This is a genomic window from Hymenobacter cellulosilyticus (assembly GCF_022919215.1).
Classification (GTDB): domain Bacteria; phylum Bacteroidota; class Bacteroidia; order Cytophagales; family Hymenobacteraceae; genus Hymenobacter; species Hymenobacter cellulosilyticus.
The window spans coordinates 76,007-97,302 of sequence record NZ_CP095047.1; the positions used below are offsets into that span (position 1 = coordinate 76,007).

Here is a 21,296-nt window from a genome sequence, read left to right on the forward strand (position 1 = left end):
TTATAGTCTATGAAAGCAGCCATCTACGCCCGCGTGAGTACCCGCGACAAAGGCCAAGACAACGAAAACCAGCTACGTGAGCTGCGTGCCTTCGCGGATCGAAAGGGCTACTCGATATATAAGGAGTATACCGACCAGGAATCTGGCGGCAAAGCTGATCGACCCGAGTTCAAGCAGCTCTTCCTGGATGCTCACCAGCGCCGCTTCGACGTGGTTATCTTCTGGGCTCTGGACCGTTTCAGTCGAGAAGGAGTAGTGGAAACATTGAACCACCTGCAGAAGCTCTCGGCCGCTGGTGTTCAATTTCTATCTTTCACCGAGCAGTACTTGGACAGCACAGGCGTTTTCAAAGATGCCATCATCGGTATTCTTGCTACAGTGGCCAAGCAGGAGCGTGTACGGCAAGGGGAGCGAAGTAAAGCAGGTCAGCATCGAGCCCGTGAGAAAGGCAAGCTTATCGGACGTCCTACAGTAGATATTGAGAAGGTTGTGGACGTTAAGCGTTTGAAGGCAACCGGTATGTCAGATCGAGCCGTTAGTCGAGAGTTATGTTTGTCTCCTAGTACAGTAGCTAAATACCTTGCCTTGACTCCTTCAAGCAATCAATAGTAACGAACGTTTTCTTCCAAAATCACATCTGTAGACATGGTCAAGTACCTCGAAGAGCTTCTTCACGAAAAAACCAAGGATAGCCAAAGCTCAATACTTTTTGCCCAATGGAGCTACGATAAAAAAATCATTCCTACTGCTTTGCAAGCAGTGGCAAACCTGTTTCCACATTATAGTCTACATGATGAGTCGCATTCAGTAACTATTATCAACAATATAGTCCGAATACTAGGGAAAGAAAACTTAACGAAGCTTTCCTCCATCGATATATGGCTTATTTTAGAAGCAGCCTATTGGCATGATTTGGGGATGGTTGTCTCAGGTGAGAAACTAGTTGAAACTATGAGTTCTAAAGAATTTATTCAATTTATGACAGAATTGATAAATGATAAAAAGAATTCATTACATGATTTTGCTGTAAAGTTTGAAGTAGTGGATGGGAAAATCAAGGTTAAAAACACAGTGTATAATCTTGAGCTAAATGATAGTATTAAGTTTATTCTTGCAGAATTTTTTAGACGAAAGCATGCTGAAAGGTCCAGTGAGATAGTTTCAAATCCAATTGCTGAATTGCCAATTGTGTCTCCTAGAGGAGTGATTCCTGAACGAATAATTAGGATCTTGGGAGACATATGCTCAAGTCATACGAAAGATTTTAGTCAGGTAATGTCTTTGTCTTTCAATGAAGTTGGAATTGATATTGAAAATGCTCATCCTAGATTCGTGGCTTGTTTGCTAAGGATTGGTGATCTGCTAGATTTAGATAATAATAGATTTTCTGAAGTTATGCTACGGACTTTAACTAAAGTTCCGATTGATACTTTGAACCACAAGGCAAAACATCTTGCTATAACTTCATTTCGCGTTGATAGAGAAAAGATTGAAATAACTGCTAATTGCGAAGATTACGATATTGCCAATATAACTCAGCATTGGCTTAATTATCTTAATTCTGAAATCAGCTCTCAAATGATAAATTGGAACGATATTGTTCCAGATAAAAGTTTTGGATATTTGCCTACGATAGGGGCATTGAAAGTTAATCTTTTGAACTATGATTTAATAGATGGAAAAAACAAACCTAAATTTTCAGTTGATACTGACAAGGCATTAGATTTGCTTAGAGGTGCAGGAATTTATGACGGCGCTTATCAGTCTATTAGAGAAGTGCTTCAAAACTCCGTGGATTCCTCTTTAATAAGAGTGTGGCTAGAGCATAAAGGAAAAGCCGACTTTAGTTCTCCACTTAGTGCAAGCTTTAAGGCTATTGTTTTAAATTATCCTATAGTAGTAACTATTGAAAAGCTGGGTATTGAAAATGGATACACAAGTTGGAAGATTGATATTGAAGATAAGGGAATAGGTATATCGAAAAATGATTTGAAATTCCTGATGAATACGGGGAGTTCTTCTAAGAATTATGCAAAAATAAATATCGTGAATGAAATGCCTGTTTGGATGAAACCATCGGGGACATTTGGTATCGGTTTTCAAAGCATATTCATGATTACCGATCAAGTTGTTATTTCGACAAAAAGTTATTTTGATGAAAATCGACAGGTAATAGAGCTGAACAGCCCAAGCTCGAAGAAGGATGGTGATGTCCTTATTAAAAAGGAAAGCACTTCTCATTTTGACAAGCCAGGTGCAAAAATTTCCATCGTGCATAAGACGAAGGCAATACCAAGTAGATATAGTGTAAAGTTTGATCATCGTCATGCCAGTAGTATAGCTGAAAATTTCGATCCTTTCGTACATGAGTCACTAGATATTGAGATAGGGAAGATAATCGACGAGGTAATTTCGTTTTCTGATAAAGCTTATCTCCCAGTGCAATTAATTGTAGAAGGTGACCGGTTAGACGATATTAAGGAAGTTAATAGCTTTGAATTCTACGATAGTTCAACAAATACAGAGATTAGTGTTTTTAATAATAATGCACGCAGATACCACAGTTTGATTTCCTATTACAAGGGGCAAGTGTTTGAAAATGGTATTAATGATTTATTGTTCTTGAGGTTTGAGATAAACATCCATAAGGATAATGCATACGATGTTTTAACGCTTAATAGAAATAAAATTAAAGATGAATATTACCCAATTCTTAAAAAAGATCTTTTAAGTTCTTCGTTTAAACTTATTACTACAATCTATAATGACATTGAAGATAATAATAGTAAAATAGATGCGAGTATGTATTTGCATTTTTATGCAAATGACAAAATGAAGAAAAAGTACGACCTGTCAAAATATGATGATTGGAGGAATTATAAAGTTGAAGTTGATGGTGAAGTGATGTTGTATGGTGATTTATTTGATTCAATCAAGGTGTTAAAAATTGTTACAGGTATGAATAAGGATCCAGAAAAAGAGTTCTTTGCATTGTCCGATCACGAGTTGACAATACATATTGTTGGTGATTCATATGCGAATAGTTTATACACACATTTTTTTGTAAATCAGGTTTCAAAAGCATTTCAAGAAATAAATACTAGTATAACTGAGGATGGCAGGCGTATGCTGGTCTTATATCGAGATCACGCTAATAGAGAATTAATGAATCTGGATGGTGTTAAGAGAGTAATTCGTAGACGAGAGATCTATGGTTCACGAACAACTGTTCCTTGTCCTAGCGATTTTTTTGAACTCCGTTTAAAGGAAAAATCTCATATTCCTTATTTGGGGCACTATAGAATTGATCATAATGCTCTGCAACTCGCAACTTACCCTGAAATGGTTTTTCCATATGTGCTTGAAAGAAAGGGGAAGTATAAGTACCAGTATGTTAAATCTATTAATGAGAAGCTGTATAATTGGATTTATGAAAACAGGTTTGATAAAAGCACTTCCAAAGAACAAATAATTAATGCATATGATAGATTTTGTAGTCAAATAGATATTGATGAAATCAATCGTCAAATAAGGAAGACTGATGGTGAAGAATAAAATGTTAATAAACCATTTTCGTCACGCCTTTATTAAAGAATAGATTTTGTGTCAAAACTTCATAAAGAAGGCCCGCTACCAATCGTAGCGGGCCTTCTTTATGAGAAATGGGGAAACGAGGAAAGTGGAATCAGGCCACTACGGCCATCGGCGCTTCGTTCTGCTCATCCAGCATCCGGATGGCGTCGCGCTTCATGTCGTTGTCCACGTGCACGTATTTCATGGTGGTTTCAATCTTCTCGTGGTCCATCAGCTTTTGGAGCACTTCGACTTTGCCCTTGCGTCGGATGAACTCGGTAGCGAAGGTTTCCCGCCCGATGTGGTGGTGCAGGTCTGTTTCGATATCGAGTTGGCGGGCAATAGCCTTAAGAGCGCGGTTTGAGTATTGGTTTGAGTATTGGTCCGAGTAATTGTAAAAGCCCTGCTGGCCTTCCTCGCGCTGGGCATCTTCCAGGTAGCTAATAGCCTCCTTAGTGAGCGGCAGCATCATATCCTGCAGCTTCTTGTCGTAGGTCTTCTGAATCTGGAAGGTGAGCTCGTGGCCTTCGAGCTTGGCGGCGCCCAGGTTCTTCAGGTCGCCCAATCGTAAGGAGCTACAGCAGCTAAAGAGGAACCGCTGTAGCACACGCCGGTGCACGCTACCGACCGGCAATTGGGTATAGTAGACCTTCAGCTTCATTAGCTCACCAGGCTTTAGGGGCTTCCAGGTGCCAGCCTCCGTCTTGTTGTCGAAGTCATCGTAGGCGGGCTCGAAGCGCATCCCGTCCTTTTTGGCCAGCGCTAGGTAGGCTTTCACATCTTTATGCCGCCCCAGCGGGTATTGACCGCCTTCACGGTCTTGAGCAGGTAGCCGTGGAAATCATCCACGAACTTGGCGTCAATGGTGTCGAAGGGGATGGCACTACGGAATGCCTTCAGGCAATTGAGCGTGCTAGTGTGATTTTTCTTCGTGGTGGGGCCGATGTGGAGCCGGTGGCCCTTGCCCTTGCGGCTCCGCTCGTGAATCTTAGCTTCCATCCAGGTGATAAAATCGTTGCGGCTGCTATCGGTATCATAGCTGTAGTTGAACCGCTCGATGGTCAGGGCCTTCTTCGTCTGACCCGTCAGCAGCCGGTGCTCCACGAAAATATCGTTGGCCTTCGCCCGGGCCTGGCCGATGATCAGGTTGTAGTCGTCGGCCAACTTATCGAGCAGCTGCTGGGTGCCGCCAGCGGCGGCGTGGGCCCGCTGCAGCACCTCCTTATAGTTGGAAGGCTGCTTGCCCTTCGGCAGGCTGCTCAGGCACACGCCTAGCACCTCATCAAATAATTCCGGATACCAGGCAATGCCCAGGCCTTTGGCGATCATAGCCCGCCGAATAACGACTTGGAGACGCAACTGGCAGGTACCGTCTTTTCGGGCCGGCTGCCGCAACACAACTTTCGCTGAAAAATTCATGGTATGCATTTGGTATGCGCGTAAATGCAAAAAGCCTGAAAACGGACCCCTCTAGCTTGCTAGAGGGGTCCGTTTTCAGGCTAATAGGCAGGGTTGCTACCTACAAAGTACCCGGAGCCGGGGTCGAACCCCGACGAAGATATATTGCCAAACTAAAATCTAAGATAATCACCTCACAGCAGAATAGAGTTTATACTGATCTGGTAGTCTCTTCCAAGACAGGACCCACGTGAGTTCCCTGATGGAAGAGACTGGGTTCAACAGCAACTGTAGCTCGCTTGAGAATAATTCTGTCCTGTATCATTACATAAACGCACCTTTATGTAACTGTCGAGTAAACGTAAAAAAAGCCCTTACGCTACGTAGGGCTTTTAGAAGTACAAGAAGACAGCAGTGGGTTATCGAACAAAGAAGCCTTTGGCCTGCCAGGTTGCGACATTCTGGGTTCTCACGAAGCGGGTCTCAACATGGCCCCAGGCATCAATTTGATACATCACCGTCTTGCCGGCTTCGCGAGCCTGCAGGGCTTCTCGTTGTTCGACAGAGGATAACGGCTGGGTAAGCGGTTCAGCGGGTTTACGCACCCGGGGGCGTTTGGCAGAATCAGACATGCCAGGACAACAGGACGTGCTGGGAAAGGTTCTGGCGCCGTCGGTGTAGGCATACTACCCCTTGCGTTACCGCCGACCAAAAATAGAGCGCTCTCTACCCGGGAGACGATGCCACCAATGATTCTCCATTCAAGGTCTGACTACTTCCACCAGCCAATGCTCCCCGACTAGCAGAAGGGTTACTTATATCAGCACTCCTTATTATATAGAGTGCACGGACTGAAGTTGCCGCAAAACGGCTGATATAACATTTAACAAATGCTCCTTCGTAGAATGCGAACAGGTTCGCGTTATGCCTATGAGTCGGGGGCGAAGCTGCGACTAACATTGCGCACAGCTATTTACTCAGCAATCAACCACTGCATCGCCTCGCCCTCATCTGTGAAGGTTTTGGCTGTGTAGCCCCGGCGCTTCTGAAAGTCGGCATCTGGAACCCCGGCGGAAAGGACGACGAAGTCGGGACGTATGAGCACGGCTACCCGGAGGATTATGCCGGTGGCAAACCGTTCAGCAGCCTTGGCGTCAGGCAATACCGTTCTGAAAAAATCATTAGCGTTGTATGCCGTTGTATCGCCGTGGACGCGGAAGTCTGCTAACCAGCGCCAGCAGTTGGTTTTTTGCGCTGTGCTCAGCATAGCACGGTCGTCATGGGTAAAGTCCTCTTCGATTCCTGGACCACTCCAACGAGCAATAAGTAAGTGTTGGTCGGGCTGCGTGACGATGTTGATGGTGGTGCTCATTTCGGTGGACGTTTTTGAAGTTTCAACTGATTTGCTAGCGCCTGTGGATGGAGTCAGGACTGCCAGTTGCTTGTGTTCGGTCAGTAGCTGCACGGTTTGCTGCCAGAAAAACATGGCTTCGGGCATACTGCGCAGCTTATTTAGAAAGTTGAATTGCGGGTCGGTAATGCGCAGGTCAGCAACAGCTTGGTCCTTGTAGATAGGCAATGCAGCGTAATCCTCTACTACTAAGCGCGCCGCCAAGTAAGCGGTTTTTGCCGCCGCGACGACTGCAATATCAATGTTGAAGCGAGTACCAATTAAGAAATTGGCAAACCGGACAATACCTGTTGCCAACTCCTTGGCGCCATCAGGGTCAGGCGTTTTAGCTGAATTGATTTTGTGCTGAGATAGCAGCAGAGCTGCTTGAATGGTATCCTGCAGGACTTCAGCAGGGGAATGCGGTAGCTGACGGTAAGCTAACTCTTTGGCAACAGTAGCCGCAAAGGACTTGGCAGCAGCTTCGACATTCTGCACTTCATCAAATAGTACGCCTACGTCAAACAGCTGCTTGATAATCTCTTGCTCCTTGCGCTTGCCATATAAAATACCGGTGGTTCGAGGAGCAAAGGCCGTGAGCTTGTCACCGGTGATGGACTCGACACTGGGCACTTTCACCATTTGAGGTGGGCCGTCGGATAGTAAAAACTCCGAGGTGACCGGTACGTCGCGTAACTCTGGGTACCCATGAACCTCGTATAGTACATCAAGGGCTACTCTCGGTTCTGAGTAGCCGGCTGAGCGTTTTTGGTTCAGGATGGGGGTGAAGTATAAATAATAATGGCCGCGAGGTACGCCGTCTTTTTTTGTGCTCCGCTTTTCATCGTACTCGACGCGCAAAAACGGGGGATGTTCCGCAATACGATTTAGCACCGCTTCTAATTCCTCGGGCGACATTTCGGTCACGATGTCTACATCGACGGAGAAGCGGCGGGCCTTTTTGAGTAACAGAACCAAGCAGGTACCTCCTTTGAAGACAAAGGGAATGGGCTCCTGAGCCAAGCGTTCAACCAGTGTTAACGCCAGTATCATTTTCTCGGCAATGCTTGGGTCGATATTCTTGTGGCGTTTGCCTAGATGTTCTATCCATTCGGGTTGGAAGGTCTCGGGCGTAATCATTGCAAATTGATTGAGTGAGGCCAGTCGGGTAACTGGCGGAGAAAGCGGCGCAACTCGGGGGCCTTGTGGCGGCGTTGCGCGTAGCTTAGAAGGGTGCGCTCGTCAAGGGCGTAGGAGCGGTGGGCGTTGCTGAAAATGATTTCCAGCTCGCGGCCCTGGTAGGCAGCGAATAAATTGGGGCTGCTGAAGAGGTCGACCAGCATCTTTTCCAGGCGGGGTACTGGCACCCGCTTGACCTGCTGCACCGGAGCGCGTCTAACGAAGGCCGTGACAATTATTGGCTTGTCGGTTTCGGCCACGTAGTAAGAAAGTATTTCGGGGTCGGGACGCAGAAATACGCGGTGAGAGTGCCGGTCTTTGAGGGCGAAGAAAACAGCCTGTACGTAGTCGCGGGGAACTTCTACAATCAGGAAGTTGCGGGCGGCCTGGTGCAGACTGAATTCATTGGCCCAAGCGGTGGACCAGAGGCAACCTTCGGGCATTTGCAGCTCTTTAACGAGGGCACGCCATATGTTCCGCTCAGTGCTGGCCAACTCAGGCAGGTAGCTGGAGTACTTCTGCGCGGTGCTGGCCAACGTGTAGCGCCCCCGCCCTAGCGATACGAGCAAGCCGCGGCTCACCAGCTCATATATGCGCCAATCAAGAGTAGTCTGCTTGGCTTCAGGCTCGCGGCGCCGATAGAAATCAAAAACCTGGGCGCGAGTCAGCTCTGGATGTTGCGCAAAAATGTTGCGCAACTCCAGCCAATTCAGCGTTTTGGGGACACTTTCTTCTTGTTCTTCCATTGAGCAAAGATGTGCCACTATTTTGAATTAGTGGCATATCATAGGTCGTAGTACGGAAGAGTTAACGCGTAGTTGCTGCAAAAGAAAAAAGGACCTATGATGTGCCACTAATTTGTAGTAGTGGCACATCATAGGTCCTTTTTAATTTAAGAACAATGTGTGGGGCTCAGAAAGAATTTACTGTTAAAAGTCAGGCTACCTATACTGGAAGCTATTATTCACTTTGGCATAACTGATCTGTGGATGCCACAGCCTACTCAGTCATTGACGGCAGAAGGGGCTACACTTGGTAACAACCTCCTAACCCCCATAGGGTGAAAGGCCTTCCCCCGCCGAGTCCGGTACCCGGATTCATTCAGGCGAGCGGCAATCTCCCGCAGCGTCACCCCGGTGGCCCGCAATAACACCGCCAGTTGCGCCGCCTGTCGGTTGTTCAAATTCGTCTGCGCATTGAGTTGCAGCGAGGTTAACGCCTTCTCCCGCGCATCAGCCGTTAGGTTCGCCGGCGTGCCGAGTTGAAAACCTCGTGCCTTCTTGGCCGCCAGCGCATCGCGTGTTCGTGTTGAGATGGCCGTGGCCTCTTTCTGAGCTACCGCGGCCAGGATGTGTAGGGTAAACTCATCGGCCGCCGGCAGGTCGACGGCTTTGAAGCGCACATGACTTTCCATGAGCGTCGCCAGGAAAGCTACGTTGCGCGCCAGGCGGTCGAGCTTGGCCACGAGCAGCACCGCGTTCTCCTGTTTGGCCTGGGTGATGGCCGCCTGCAGTTGGGGCCGGGCGTTCTTACGGCCACTCTCGATTTCGACATACTCGGCCACGATGCTCGCCTCGGTGTCGACGAAGTTGCGCACGGCGGCTTGCTGGGCTTCGAGTCCTAAGCCTGACTGCCCCTGCCGGGCGGTGCTCACGCGGAAGTACGCCACGTATCGAATCATGGTAGCTTATATATAAAGGAGTGGAAAAAGCGCAAGATAGGGGTTTGTCACGTTTCTTAAACGACCGTTGCTAAGATGTAAAATATCGTACTTTGCACCTAACTCTTACTCAAAGCTCAGTTTTGTACTCTCTTTTTATACTATGACCTCCCTTCGGCGCTATACCCCTTACTATCGTGTCTCCACTCAGAAGCAAGGTGTCTCCGGCTTAGGGCTCGAAGCCCAGCAGGCCGCCGTACGAAGTTTCGTGGCGGACCCCAGCCAACTGCTGACCGAGTTCATTGAGGTGGAAAGTGGAAAGAAGAATCAGCGGCCCCAACTGCAGTCGGCCATCGCGGCGGCGCGGAGGGGGGTAGTACGCTGCTCATTGCGAAGCTCGACCGGCTCTCCAGGAATGCGGGATTCATCTTCACCTTGCGGGATTCGGGAGTAGACTTCGTCTGCTGCGACATGCCGGATGCGAATACCCTTACGGTAGGCTTGTTTGCTGTACTAGCTCAACACGAGCGGGAGACCATTTCGAAGCGGACCAAGGATGCACTCGCCGCCAAGAAAGCCCGAGGAGCCCAGCTGGGCAATCCTCAGAACATGACCCCGGCCATTACCCGGCAAGGGCAGGCGGCCATGCAGCGTAATGCGCGTGAGCACCCGGCCAACCGGCAGGCAGCCCAGCTGGCTACCCTGCTGCGCGAGAAAGGACAGACCTTGGAGGAGATCGCTGTCACGCTTAACCGCACGGGCTATCGAACCCGGCGAGGCAAAGACTTTCATGCGACCTCCGTATGGCGTCTACTAAATGGTGAGCCATTGGCTAGGACAGCTTGGTTCGCCGATGCGGATAGCAGCGCAGCCAACAGATAAGGGGTTTCTCTAGAGTAGGAACTGAAAAACCTGCGAAGGAATCTCGGTCTGGCATTTCCTAGGTAGTTGGGGGGCGCAGCAGGTTCTTTAATAGGCTACAGTCGTGGAAGGACAGGCACGGCGCTACCACGTCGGCTTTCGCTGTGGTTAAAAGGTTGGTCCACCTAATAGCTGGACATCCCGCCGAATTGTCTGGGGGAATAAACAAACGAATAGGAATAATGAACCACTCTTTTCCCTAAAGCCACATTCTGGCCCAACTGTGCCTGCAGAAGAGGTAAGCGCTAGGAAGGTGCTTCTGCCCCGTGCTACTTGCCGCCGTTGGTGCGGTTGAGGAGGCCCGCGAAGACCCGGTGGGGTAGCAGCCAGCGCAGCAAGTACACCAGTTTGGGCTGTGAGCCGGCCAACACGCGGGCCGACGTGCCACCTCGGGTGGCCGCTGCGAACACGACGCGGGCCACCGACTCCGGCGTGGCCGCGTGGGCGTAGCTGGCCAGCGTTTGCTCGTGCACCCGCTGAGCATAGGGGTCGTAGGCCGGGGCAGGGACGTACTGGATGGCGACTGTAAAATCGGTGCGCACCGTGCCCGGCACGATGGTGCGCACCTGGATGTTGAACTGCTTTACTTCGTACTGCAATCCCTCCATGAAGCCCTCCAGGGCAAATTTGGTGGCGTTGTAGACACTGTAGAGCGGGAAGGCAATGTGCCCGCCCACGGATGTAGTGGTCAGAATGAGCCCCTGCTTGCGTTCGCGGAAATGGGGCAGCACCGCCCGCGTCACGTTCATCACCCCGTACACATTCGTGTTAAACTGCTGCTGCACCTGCACGGGGCTAAGGGCCTCAAAGGCGCCGGCCAGGGCATAGCCGGCATTGTTAAAGAGCACATCCAGGCGGCCGAAGGCGTGCAGCGCCGCCGCTACGGCGGCCGCAATGCTGGCCACGTCCAGCACGTCGAGCGGCAGCACCAGCACATTGGCCAGCGTATGCAAGTCAGCGGGTGCCTTGTTCGGGGTGCGCATGGTGGCCACGACCTGCCAGCCGCGTTGGGCAAAGTAGCGGGCGGTAGCCAGACCAATGCCGGTGGAAGCGCCGGTAATGAGAATCGTTTGGTTTGAAGTAGCCATGGCTTTGAAAGTCATGAAGTAAACAAAGAGCGTCACCCTGTTGTAAAAGGTGCAGCAGCCCGTGAGCTTAAGCCCGCTGGCTGCTGCACCTAACGCGATACAAGAGCAGCTTACGGCTCCGTTTTGGTGAGATAGTCCGGCGGAAATACTTCCTGGCCGCGTCGGGCGGCAATGGCCTGGAGTTTTTTCAGGTCCTCCGGGCTTAGGTCGGGCGTGGGCAAAAACTGGCCGGCCGCTACGGGCTGGCCGATTTCGGCAAAGAAATCATCTAACCCCGCTGGTACGACCACGCACAGCAGATGCGCCAGCGAGTCTGATACGTTACGGAAGCTATGGATGGCACCACCCTTGGGAATCTCGACCACGGCCCCTTGACGAGCGGTGTAGGTCTGCGTTTCTGACCGGACTACGACTTCGCCCGCTATTACATAGAAGGTTTCCTGAATGAGCGCATGAGCGTGGGGACCCGGTCCGCCACCGGGCGGCACCAACATGTCGATAATCGCGTACGCGCCATCGGTCTGGGCCCCGCTGGCCACGGTGCGGTAGGTGTCGCCCATCACCGATAGTGCGGGGCCAGCCTGCGGGTCAAGGGTTCTAACGGAAATAGGACGCATAAACAGAGAAAAGTGAAGAAAAAGTGGGTAGGGGGCGTGCACTGGGAAATACCGTGGCAACTACCTCGGCAGCGGCTAGGCGTACAGAAGATTGTCTTCGTTGCAGCCAACTGGTTAAGTGGGCATGCGGAGTGGTTTTGATCGGGGGCTGGGTAGACTGAGACGACGAGTTTACTGGGGCAAGTGCAAGGCAACCCCGATTAATGCCGCTAGGGCGAGGGTAAGCGCCCCGGCCCGCAGACCGATAACGCTGTCCCAGCGGTCTTGCAACGCGCGGGCATCCGGTGGGGTGTGGCGGTAGGTTGCCGCGGCAGTTTGGCGCTTGTTGACGGGCTGAGCGACCAGCACGTACGCGGCCAGTTGCGTCAGCAATCCAGCCAAGGCCAACAAGGCGAGGCGGCCGGGCAGCGTCGGCCAACCGCCCACTGTAAAAAAGAGCCCGCCGGTCGTGAGCAAAGCCGTGGCGCCGAAAAGAGGCATGCGGGCATCCGCCACGGCGTGCAGGTGACCCAGCACCTGCGTGAGACTGGTCTCGTCGACCCGCCGCAGGGCCGGGCGAGCGACGAGGGCAAAGAAGACGTCGACGCCGTACACGACGCCGCTGCTGAGTAAGGCCACGGCCACCAGCCAGGAAGACCAAGACGGGCTCATGACGCGTGCCGGGTAAGCGGCTCCGGGAGCTGAGCCCCCGCCGGGCTGGCCGGGCGGGGCATGGTGAAGAGGGAGGCCGCCAGACCCAGCAGCAGGACAATCGCTAGCAAATGGGGCATTTGCAGGGCGAGCGAGTCAGTGGGCTGGGCCCGCACGACGGTTAGGTCCACGCAGGGAATTAAGGTGCCGAGTAGCAGCACCCAGGCCAGGGGACGGTCGTAGCCCAGGCCAGCGAACAGGGCCAGCAGCAGGCCCGAGAAGACGTCGCGAATGCCTTTGGCGTAGTGGAAGGCGTAGTGCGTGTCGGTCGGGGCAGGAGCACGCCAAAGCCTTCGGCTCCCGCGCGCGGGGCCAGTAAAAAGCGCAGGCCAATGAATACCATGCCCAGGCCAAGGAGCAGACTTAGGCTGCGGGAGAGGGTGCGACGCATCGGGGAAGAAGAGGTTGGTACGGCACAAAGCTACGGCCACCCTCACCTCCAACTCATTCACCCAGGTGCATAAACGCTGCGCCGACTACCACGCCGCGCGGCTACGAATCCGGCTCAGTGACTGCGGCTGGACCCCGACGTAAGAGGCAATGTAGTACTGCGGAATGCGCTGTAGCAGGTCGGGGTAAGTGCGCACGAAGCGGGCATAGCGTTGCGCAGGTGGGTCTGTATAAAACGAGGTGAGCTGGCGCAACATATCCACGAACAGAGTCTCCGCGACGAGGCGTCCCAGCCGCTCGCCTTCCCGCACCTCGCGATAAAGCCGTTGCAGGTTGTCGGCGGAGATGGTCAGTAGGTGGGCCTCCTCCAGGGCCTGGATGCCGTGGGCGGCCGGCTGGGCCGACAGGAAGCTCTCGTAGTCACCGATAAATTCCTGCTCGCGGCCGAAGTAATATGTCAGCCGCTGGTCGTCGCCGCTTTGAAAGTAGTGAAACACACCTTGCAGCACGAAACCCACTTTGAGATTCACCTCCCCCGGCTGTAGGAAAAAGCCGCCCTTGGGCACGACTTCGGGCACGAACCACTGCCGAAGCAGGGCTTCCTCAGCGGGGGCTAAGGTAATGAAGCGGCGGATGGTGACGAGCAGCAGGTCGTGCATGAGCAAAAGAGATGGCCCCTGCCTGGCAGCTACTACCAAGCAGGGTGCGAGCGGCGCAGAAGTAGCAAAAGGAGCACGTCAAAAGTAGTAAATGGCTCCCGCACCTGCCAAGATGCCTACAAGGTAGTGCGGGCTACTGGCACGTTTGCCGAGCACCGTTCAAGAAATGTGACAAGCTCGGTTACAGGTTCATCTCCTATTCCCGCAGTCGAATACGATCAACCAAAAAGTAGTCATACAAAACGGCATCGGTGGCGTACGCCCCTGCTCATTGGCGAAGACGCAGAAATCGTGGTCTTTAAAGAAGGCTCCTCCGATAAAGGGATGTAGGTTCATCCCATACAGGTAAACGTGCCCATAGGCAACCCCACAGGTAGCCTGCTGGTTTCGTTGCTTGGCTACTTGATTGTAAGTGGCCGCGACCACGTAGGAATACATTTTACAGTGCGCTTGCTGGCCATCTAGAATTTTATTGGGGTCCGACAACGCCTTAGACTTGATGGCAAAAGTCAATCTTCTAGCGGTCTCTGCTACGGCGAACTGACGTAGAGTCACAGGAGTCGCCGCCTGCTCACCAGTTGCTTGAAGCCGGGTCTGGACTGTCGCTAGGTGCTGATGGTCCAAAGTCTGCTGGTACGGACGATAGCTAAAAATCCGATACGACAGCCGGTGCACGACAACTACATACCCGGCGATGACAACTAAGAATAACACGAGGGCGCTGATAAATACTCGTTTCATAGTAGTTTTTATGCGGCGCTGTGAAAAAGGCGCTCGGAGATAGCGGAATCTATCCCCCGTAGCAATTTTTATTTCTTCCGCATCTTTGTCAACGTAGCGATTTACCGTCTGATCGCTGGTGATCCAATGAGTTAGTCTTCCGGATCTTGACCTTGTGCAGCGTCGATACGCGGACATAAAGGACTACTCGCACACTTCTACTATCTGAGAGTTGACAGGAAAGTATTGGCGCGTGAGCCGTACAAATAGGTAGACTGTCAAACCATTCACGAGCACCGGAAATACATTGCCAGAGACTTGCCAATGCCTATACTCGGAAGTGCTCAGGCCATAGAGTGGCGTGAGGCTATACATACCATGACTAATACCGATTAATACCAGAAATACTTCCACCACAGTACTTATTGCACGCTCTGTGGAACTGATGAGAAACTGCGGTCGAGAGAGAATAACCATCTGAGCATGGTTGTCATCAACCGGAGGAAGTATAGTCCTAAAACCAAGAACACAGCAGCGGCGGCGCTCAGATACAAATAGTTATTGAGAAGAACCTCCAGGTCCGGTCCACTGTGTTGGCCACGGTAGCCGTGCGGCAAGTAGCTATCCTGAATGTTCCACCCAATCGATAGTGTGAACAGGAACAACATCAGCAAAAAAGGTTGGACAAGTAGGGAACGCATCAACTTTTCGACAAGGGAGCATTGACGTAAATGAATAGACAGCACTAAGAGGTGTTCGAACTACTTATCCAAACTATACTTTGCTAGAGCCAGTAGGTACTTAACTAACCAGCAGGAGCTTGAATAAAAAGCACCAACCAGTTGTGCAGGCTACACTCCCAGAGACAAGGATGGCTGGATAAGATGTAAATCAACGAACTTTGACGAATCTTTGCATTTTATAAAGGTCCCATTTTGACTAAACTATATACTCTTCCCCAGGGCATGTTGAGCCGGATAAGCTGTCAAATGCTGTGGCTGCTGGTCTTGGTGCCTGCGTTGGCCCATGCTAAGGTGCCAGCGTGGCCCATTGCCGAATCCGGTCGTACGGAGAAGACGAGTGGCATCAACTCCTTGGGTATCGTCCCGGCCAATGGGCTGGGGGCCAGCGACCTGGATGTCGAATCTTCCAACTGGACAGCAGGTCTTAACCCGGCCAGTGGCTTACTCCCTAATGGTAACGGGACGTTCCCCAGCGCTGACAACCGTTTTGGTGGCGTTGCCTTGGGCAAAGTAGAGGGTGAGCAGAACTATTCCGTTAACGCTGCGGCCATGCGCCTGCACTTGGCCGCAGCGCCAGTAGTGAGCGGCTTCAGCCCTAGTAGTGCCGCAGCCGGCACAACGGTGGCCGTAGTCGGCACAGGCCTGGCAGACCTCACTGCATTCACTGTCAATGGCGTATCGGTGCCCATGGCGGCCATCAGCAACAACACTGCGACCGGCTTCTCTTTCGTTGTGCCGGCCGGGGCTACAGCTACTGGTACCAGCAGGGCCACCACGGCCAACGGCAGCGGTAGCAGCACGGGCTTTACGGTGCTGCTGCGCGTCGTGAGCACCAGCCCGGCCGCCAATGCCCGCACGGCCCCACTGACTAATTCGGCCGTGGGGCTGACCTTTACCGAGCCGGTTACCGCTGCTTCGGCAGCAGGCATCCGCGTGTTCTCCGCCCAGGCCGGGGGCCGGAAGGCTGGTACCGTAAGCCTGAGCGGCAGCACGGTAAGCTTTCGAGCTACGGTGGGTACTCCACGCACGAATTTCAAGCCCGGCGAAATAGTCCGTGTGACACAGCCCGCGACTGTGAGAAGCATATCCGGGCTTCTGGCTCCCAGGCGGGTGTACCAGTTTACGACGGCAGTAGGTGGTACCGGCACCGGCAACTTTACGGCCCCGGCCATCAATCCAAGCATAGCTGTGGATACCAGCCCGAACACTGTGGTCCTTGGCGATGTGGACGGGGACGGGGACCTGGACCTGCTCACCTCGAACGTCAATGCCAGTACGGTCAGCATCCGGCTCAACAATGGCTCTGGCAGCTTCACGGCTCCGGCCACCAACCCAAACCCGGCCGTGGGGGCCAACCCTTTCGGCCTGGCTCTTGGCGACGTGGATGGCGATGGGGACCTAGACCTGCTTACGGCCAATAACACGGGCAACACGGTCAGCGTCCGGCTCAACAATGGCTCTGGCAGCTTCACGGCTCCAGCCACGAATCCGAACCCGGCCGTCGGGGATGGCCCCAACAGCCTGGCTCTTGGCGATGTGGATGGGGACGGGGACCTGGACCTGCTCACGTCCAATTACCTCAGCAGTACGGTCAGCATCCGGCTCAACAATGGCTCTGGCAGCTTCACGGCTCCGGCCACCAACCCAAACCCGGCCGTGGGAAGCAGGCCGTACAGCGTCGTTGTCGGGGATGTGGATGGGGACGGGGACCTAGACCTGCTCACGGCGAACTATGATGAGAACACGGTGAGCGTTCGCCTCAACAATGGCTCTGGCAGCTTCACCGCCCCGGCTAGTAACCCGACCCTAGCGGTGGGGGCCAACCCTATTAGCGTAACCATGGGCGATGTGGACGGGGACCTGGACCTGGACCTGCTCGTCGGGTATTACAGCAATGCCAGCACGGTAAGCGTCCGACTTAACGATGGCTCTGGCAACTTCACAGCCCCGGCCATGAATCCGAACCCGGCCGTGGGGAGTTACCCGCAAAGCGTAGCCGTCGGTGACGTAGACGGCGATGGGGATTTAGACCTGTTCACCGCAAACAATGGCAGCAACTCGGCCAGCGTGCGCCTTAACGATGGCAGTGGCAACTTCACGGCCCCGACCACCAATCCAAACCCGGCACTTGGAACCCGGCCTTCCCACGTGGCGGTGGGCGATGTAGACGGGGATGGGGATTTAGATTTGCTCACCGCTAACTTTGGAGCCAATTCGGTGACTGTGCGCCTAAATCAGCCGTTCCCCCTTTCCCTGACCAGCATTCTGCCCGCGGCCGAGCTACCGGGGATGCCCGTCACCCTCACGGGCAACGGTTTCGAGCCCGGCAGCAGCGTGAGCTTCGGCGGGGTGGCCGCCAGCGTCACCTATATCTCCAGTACTTCCCTGACGGCCATCGTACCGACGGGAGCTTTGGCCGGCAACAGCACCGTAGTAGTCACGGCCAGTGGGGTTACTACGGCAACCGCCCCGGCCTTTACGGTGCTGGCCGTGCACGAGGCCGCCACCACTAGTTGCCCTACGACGGTTCCTTATACAGCCATCGGGGACGGAAAGTGGCACTACCTGCTAACGCCCAGCGGTCAGGTGGTAGCAGCTTTGCAGGACACGCGCGCCGCCCTGGGGAGCGTCAGCCTGAATTACCAAGTAAACAGTTCGACCACCCCCGTGCGCCAGGACGGGGCTGGACACTATTACCTGGACCGCAACTTTCAGCTCACAGCCAGCGGGGGACGTTCCCCGGGGCCAGCGTTACGGTGCGCTTTTACGGCCTGACCACCGAACTGGACCGCCTACACTCGGCCGACGCGACAGTCAGCGCTACAACCCTTAAGGCCACGCAGTACAGCGGGGCCAACGAGGACTGCGTCTTAAGCAACAACGACTTCGGCACCGGCGAATGGCGCCTCCTGAACACGGCCGTCAATGCGCCCGGGGCCGGGGTACCCTGGTTTGTAGCCGAGGTAGCGGTGACGGACCACTTCTCAGAGTTTTACCTGCAGGGGGGCAACGGCCCGTTGCCGGTCGAGCTGGTGTCATTCAGGGCTGAGCGCCGGGGTAGTGCAGCGCTGCTACGGTGGTCAACAGCCCAGGAGCTCAACAATGAACGCTTTGAGGTTCAGGTATCGGAGGACGGTCGTATCTTCCAAACAATTGGCCAGGTTGCCGGTATGGGCACCTCGTCCAGGTCACATGCTTACCAGTGGAGCGACCCGTATCTGCAGCAGTACGGCTCAGCCCTAGTTTACTACCGCCTGCGGCAAGTAGATACTGACGGCACGGCCGATCTGAGCCCGGTGCGTAGTGTCCAGGTGCCGGACAAAGCTCCACAGCTTACTGTATGGCCAAATCCCCTGCGAGAAAAGCTACAGGTGACGGGCCTTGCGCCGGGCCAGAGAGTGGAAATACTGGATGCATTAGGCCGTGTCATGGCTGGCGGTATCATGCCGCTTGCAGGGCCCCTTTCTCTGCCCTTACCTGTACCTCTTCCCGCCGGTGTGTATATAGTGCGTGGACAAGGCAAGACGTGCAAAGTGGTGGTGCAATAGGAGCGCTAACAACATATGCAGGGACAAGGATAAACAGACGCTCTTGGAAAGCATCTGTTTGGGAAATTGCCTTATAGCAGTCAATCAGCACAGAAAATTTCAGCACCAAGCCCTCGGCTCCTCCTGTCCACGAAACTATGGTCCAGCGTTGTTCCTAGCCAAGTAGCATGCCGGTAGCGGGTTGTGAAGCAGGGCAAAAACTGCTCTCATTCCCAGACGGTGTATAGCAAGCCAATTTATGGTAAGTGGCTATCGCAATGCAATGAGCTGCGTTAAGCGCTTTCCGCTCCTTTGCGATGACTCTGTATGACTACGCCTCGGTGGCGCAGATACTTGTACAGGGTGACTTTGGAGATATGCAGGCGCTGGGCAATTTCATTGACGCCCAGCTGCTGCTCCTTGTAGAGGGCTTCGGCCACGATGGCCGTGCGCTCCGCTTCGTCGGACAACCCACGCCGTCGGCCCCCAACCCGACCTCGCGCCCGGGCAGCGGCCAGGCCGGCGGTGGTCCGTTCCCGAATCAATTCGCGCTCGAATTCAGCCAGGGAGGCAAATAGGTTGAACACGAGCCGACCCTGTGCCGAGGTCGTATTGATGGCATCGGTGAGCGAGACTAGGCCAACCCCTTTGAACTCCAACTCAGCCACCATGTCCAGCAGGTGTTTGAGCGAGCGGCCTAAGCGGTCCAGCTTGTAGATAGTGACCGTGTCTCCTGTGCGTAGGCTGGCTAGCAGCTTGTCCAATTCCGGGCGAGCTTTGCTGACCCCAGAGACTTTCTCTTGGAAGATGATGTCGCACCCGGCCTTCTGCAGGGCGTCGAGTTGCAGCTCTAAGTTCTGGTCGCGGGTCGAGACGCGGGCGTAGCCAATGTTCATGCGGCCAAGTTCAGCTTTCTCGTTCAGACAACCATCGTTACTGAACTTTGCTAACTGAACAAGTTTTCTGAACTGTTTCCAGCCGTTTCGCGAGCTATTTCCTTCCCTACTGCCCAGTATCTGAGTTGTACAGTTAAAGGAGGGCAAATGGCTAAGGACAAGATATTGTAGCTCTAAAACACCTCGTCATAAATGTGATCCTGGAAAATGATCAAGAAAACGGCCGTTTTGCTTTCCGGACAAGAAATCCGATAAGAATCAGTGCTAGTACTGATTCGTTTAACGGCTGTATCGCCATTATTTGTCATTCCTGATCCTGCGGTACCTGTCTGACACAGCTTGACGCAATATTATCTGCTGGCAAAAGACGGTATACCTAATTTTTCGCAAGAATCGACATCCGACTGGTTTATGTTGTCCTACACTCCCAAAGTCAACTGGGACTTGCCTGTCCCTCCGGCAGAACTTGCTCGGAAATTTTATTTTGTCGATCACCAAACAGTACTTCGAACGGAACTGCAGGTTGTTCTGGCAAACGTAGGCGTGCCTTCTGTAGAAGGAGCCGAAAATGCCGTGGAATTTGCCATAGGCCTGCTTCGATTAGCTGCCGAGGTCGAGCATGCACTGATGGTGCAATACCTGTATGCGGCATTTTCTGTTGCCAATGGCCCTGCGGTCGACGGCATCAATTACCGCGAGAAAATACTGGACGTAGCCATCCAAGAAATGGGGCACTTAGCCACTGTTCAAAATATTCTTATTCTACTTGGCGGTCCGGAGGCAGTGTACATGCAACGCGACGTGATGCGTCAAGCAAGTGCTAAGAATCCCATTCCATTCGTACTAGAACCTATTTCGCTGGCGGCATTAGCTAAATACGTGGCCGCTGAAAAACCAGCTGTGGTGCCGGCCGATGTTGCTGAGAAGGTGGATCGACTGGTAAAGCTAGCCGCTGAATCGGTTGGGGGGGATACGCACCGTGTAGGAGCCATATACGGTGTTTTGCAATCATTATTCGACACAGGTGAAAGAATTCTGCCGGAGCTAGCTCATTTACCCTTCAACCCTCGCTTGAATGATGCGGACCTTCGGCCCAAGCAAGAAGTGAGCGCTTATCAAGCAACGCGCGAAGAGTGGGAGGCTGATGAAAATTCCTTCTTGTTAATTGAAGCCTTCGACTGTGCCAGTGCCCAAGCAGCCATCAGCCAAATTGCTGAGCAGGGCGAGGGATTATCGGACCGCAGCGATTCTCATTTCTCCGAATTTCTGGAAATGGCTGAGGCTTACGAGCAAGGGCCACTACGGGATATGGTAACCGACTTGCCTATCTCTCCAACTTTGGGTGCGCATGGCGGCGAGGGGGAACACTTATTACGCATACTTACACCGCGCTTTGGGGCCGGGTATTTAGCTTGCAATACAGCTCGCTAATGTTAACTCTTCACCATTCTTTCGTCATCTCGCGTGTAACGCAGGCTGAACTACGGGATACGCTGATCAAATTCGCGCGACGCTCTATGCGTCAGATCATCGGGAGGTTGACGGAAGTATTGGCAAGGCTGCCTTTGACTGATGCGGGCCATGCCCCGACGGCCGGGCCCCCTTACGATCTTGATCCAGAAATACTACAAGAAGGCATTCCAACGTCACTGGTCGCACAGCATTTGCGCATTTTGGACGAGTTGGCTACCACATACACATTGATTAGAGCCTCCGATGAGTTTCAGACGGGAACCGATCAACCTAGTTACGAGGCAACGCTGCGGAACCTACTAACCGCCGATGATCGTCTGCGTCAATTGTTTGCAACTGAGAACATGTGATTTCTACTCTCATTTCCTGCCT

General features: G+C 52.9%; 19 protein-coding genes and 2 pseudogenes. 8 read left to right on the plus strand and 13 right to left on the minus strand.

Annotated elements, in window-relative coordinates; genetic code table 11:
- Positions 1 to 9 precede the first annotated feature (9 nt).
- A complete protein-coding gene (locus MUN79_RS28875) occupies positions 10 to 609 on the plus strand; it encodes a recombinase family protein (protein WP_244678425.1) in 600 nt (199 codons plus the stop codon).
- A gap of 36 nt (positions 610 to 645) precedes the next feature.
- Positions 646 to 3,555: an HD domain-containing protein gene (locus MUN79_RS28880; RefSeq protein ID WP_244678426.1), complete on the plus strand. Its 2,910-nt coding sequence runs from the start codon at positions 646 to 648 to the stop codon at positions 3,553 to 3,555.
- Positions 3,556 to 3,685: 130 nt separating this feature from the next.
- Here the strand turns inward: MUN79_RS28880 and MUN79_RS28885 are convergent, their stop codons facing one another.
- The 6 genes from MUN79_RS28885 to MUN79_RS28910 all read right to left on the minus strand — a co-directional run bounded on the left by MUN79_RS28885 (position 3,686) and on the right by MUN79_RS28910 (position 9,221).
- Complete coding sequence (locus tag MUN79_RS28885) at positions 3,686 to 4,351, minus strand: tyrosine-type recombinase/integrase (RefSeq protein WP_244678427.1); 666 nt, start codon at positions 4,349 to 4,351, stop codon at positions 3,686 to 3,688.
- The gene (locus MUN79_RS28890; RefSeq protein ID WP_244678428.1) at positions 4,348 to 4,902 is read right to left on the minus strand and encodes a phage integrase SAM-like domain-containing protein; all 555 of its coding nucleotides are present in this window, start codon (positions 4,900 to 4,902) and stop codon (positions 4,348 to 4,350) included. Before MUN79_RS28890 ends, MUN79_RS28885 begins: the two co-directional genes overlap by 4 nt.
- 488 nt (positions 4,903 to 5,390) lie before the next feature.
- Positions 5,391 to 5,603 (minus strand): hypothetical protein, encoded by a 213-nt coding sequence (locus MUN79_RS28895; RefSeq protein WP_244678429.1) that lies wholly within the window; start codon positions 5,601 to 5,603, stop codon positions 5,391 to 5,393.
- Positions 5,604 to 5,944: 341 nt separating this feature from the next.
- Complete coding sequence (locus MUN79_RS28900; RefSeq protein WP_244678430.1) at positions 5,945 to 7,501, minus strand: nucleotidyl transferase AbiEii/AbiGii toxin family protein; 1,557 nt, start codon at positions 7,499 to 7,501, stop codon at positions 5,945 to 5,947.
- Positions 7,498 to 8,286: a DUF6577 family protein gene (locus MUN79_RS28905; RefSeq protein ID WP_244678431.1), complete on the minus strand. Its 789-nt coding sequence runs from the start codon at positions 8,284 to 8,286 to the stop codon at positions 7,498 to 7,500. Before MUN79_RS28905 ends, MUN79_RS28900 begins: the two co-directional genes overlap by 4 nt.
- A gap of 257 nt (positions 8,287 to 8,543) precedes the next feature.
- The gene (locus MUN79_RS28910; RefSeq protein WP_244678432.1) at positions 8,544 to 9,221 is read right to left on the minus strand and encodes a recombinase family protein; all 678 of its coding nucleotides are present in this window, start codon (positions 9,219 to 9,221) and stop codon (positions 8,544 to 8,546) included.
- A gap of 142 nt (positions 9,222 to 9,363) precedes the next feature.
- Between MUN79_RS28910 and MUN79_RS32170 the strand changes: the two are divergent.
- Both MUN79_RS32170 and MUN79_RS32175 read left to right on the plus strand, forming a co-directional pair.
- A pseudogene (locus MUN79_RS32170) lies at positions 9,364 to 9,728 on the plus strand (recombinase family protein); the annotation flags it as partial.
- 117 nt (positions 9,729 to 9,845) lie between these two features.
- Positions 9,846 to 10,082 (plus strand): recombinase family protein, encoded by a 237-nt coding sequence (locus tag MUN79_RS32175; RefSeq protein ID WP_375378284.1) that lies wholly within the window; start codon positions 9,846 to 9,848, stop codon positions 10,080 to 10,082.
- Between the two features lie 308 nt (positions 10,083 to 10,390).
- On the opposite strand, the gene MUN79_RS28920 is transcribed toward MUN79_RS32175, so the two are convergent.
- The 6 genes from MUN79_RS28920 to MUN79_RS28945 form a co-directional block, all read right to left on the minus strand.
- Positions 10,391 to 11,209, minus strand: a complete 819-nt coding sequence (locus MUN79_RS28920; protein ID WP_244678433.1) for an SDR family oxidoreductase — start codon at positions 11,207 to 11,209, stop codon at positions 10,391 to 10,393.
- A gap of 110 nt (positions 11,210 to 11,319) precedes the next feature.
- The gene (locus MUN79_RS28925; RefSeq protein WP_244678434.1) at positions 11,320 to 11,826 is read right to left on the minus strand and encodes a cupin domain-containing protein; all 507 of its coding nucleotides are present in this window, start codon (positions 11,824 to 11,826) and stop codon (positions 11,320 to 11,322) included.
- 171 nt (positions 11,827 to 11,997) lie between these two features.
- Positions 11,998 to 12,477 carry a DUF1772 domain-containing protein gene (locus tag MUN79_RS28930; RefSeq protein WP_244678435.1) on the minus strand — a complete coding sequence of 160 codons (480 nt, stop codon included), beginning with the start codon at positions 12,475 to 12,477 and terminating at the stop codon, positions 11,998 to 12,000.
- Complete coding sequence (locus MUN79_RS28935; protein ID WP_244678436.1) at positions 12,474 to 12,968, minus strand: DUF4267 domain-containing protein; 495 nt, start codon at positions 12,966 to 12,968, stop codon at positions 12,474 to 12,476. The genes MUN79_RS28930 and MUN79_RS28935 overlap by 4 nt, the downstream gene beginning before the upstream one ends.
- A 24-nt stretch (positions 12,969 to 12,992) precedes the next feature.
- Positions 12,993 to 13,565: a Crp/Fnr family transcriptional regulator gene (locus MUN79_RS28940; RefSeq protein ID WP_244678535.1), complete on the minus strand. Its 573-nt coding sequence runs from the start codon at positions 13,563 to 13,565 to the stop codon at positions 12,993 to 12,995.
- A gap of 189 nt (positions 13,566 to 13,754) precedes the next feature.
- A complete protein-coding gene (locus MUN79_RS28945; RefSeq protein ID WP_244678437.1) occupies positions 13,755 to 14,306 on the minus strand; it encodes a hypothetical protein in 552 nt (183 codons plus the stop codon).
- 968 nt (positions 14,307 to 15,274) lie between these two features.
- On the opposite strand from MUN79_RS28945, the gene MUN79_RS28950 reads away from it, so the two are divergent.
- Entirely contained in the window at positions 15,275 to 17,803 is a 2,529-nt protein-coding gene (locus tag MUN79_RS28950) for an FG-GAP-like repeat-containing protein (RefSeq protein WP_244678438.1), read from the plus strand.
- On the plus strand, positions 17,785 to 18,576 hold the full coding sequence (locus MUN79_RS28955; protein WP_244678439.1) for a T9SS type A sorting domain-containing protein: 792 nt from the start codon (positions 17,785 to 17,787) through the stop codon (positions 18,574 to 18,576). Before MUN79_RS28950 ends, MUN79_RS28955 begins: the two co-directional genes overlap by 19 nt.
- A 278-nt stretch (positions 18,577 to 18,854) precedes the next feature.
- Here the strand turns inward: MUN79_RS28955 and MUN79_RS28960 are convergent.
- Positions 18,855 to 19,451: pseudogene (locus MUN79_RS28960) on the minus strand (recombinase family protein); the annotation flags it as partial.
- Positions 19,452 to 19,790: 339 nt separating this feature from the next.
- On the opposite strand from MUN79_RS28960, the gene MUN79_RS28965 reads away from it, so the two are divergent.
- Positions 19,791 to 20,882, plus strand: a complete 1,092-nt coding sequence (locus tag MUN79_RS28965) for a ferritin-like domain-containing protein (RefSeq protein WP_244678441.1) — start codon at positions 19,791 to 19,793, stop codon at positions 20,880 to 20,882.
- A gap of 86 nt (positions 20,883 to 20,968) precedes the next feature.
- Positions 20,969 to 21,274 (plus strand): hypothetical protein, encoded by a 306-nt coding sequence (locus MUN79_RS28970; protein ID WP_244678442.1) that lies wholly within the window; start codon positions 20,969 to 20,971, stop codon positions 21,272 to 21,274.
- Positions 21,275 to 21,296: the final 22 nt, after the last annotated feature.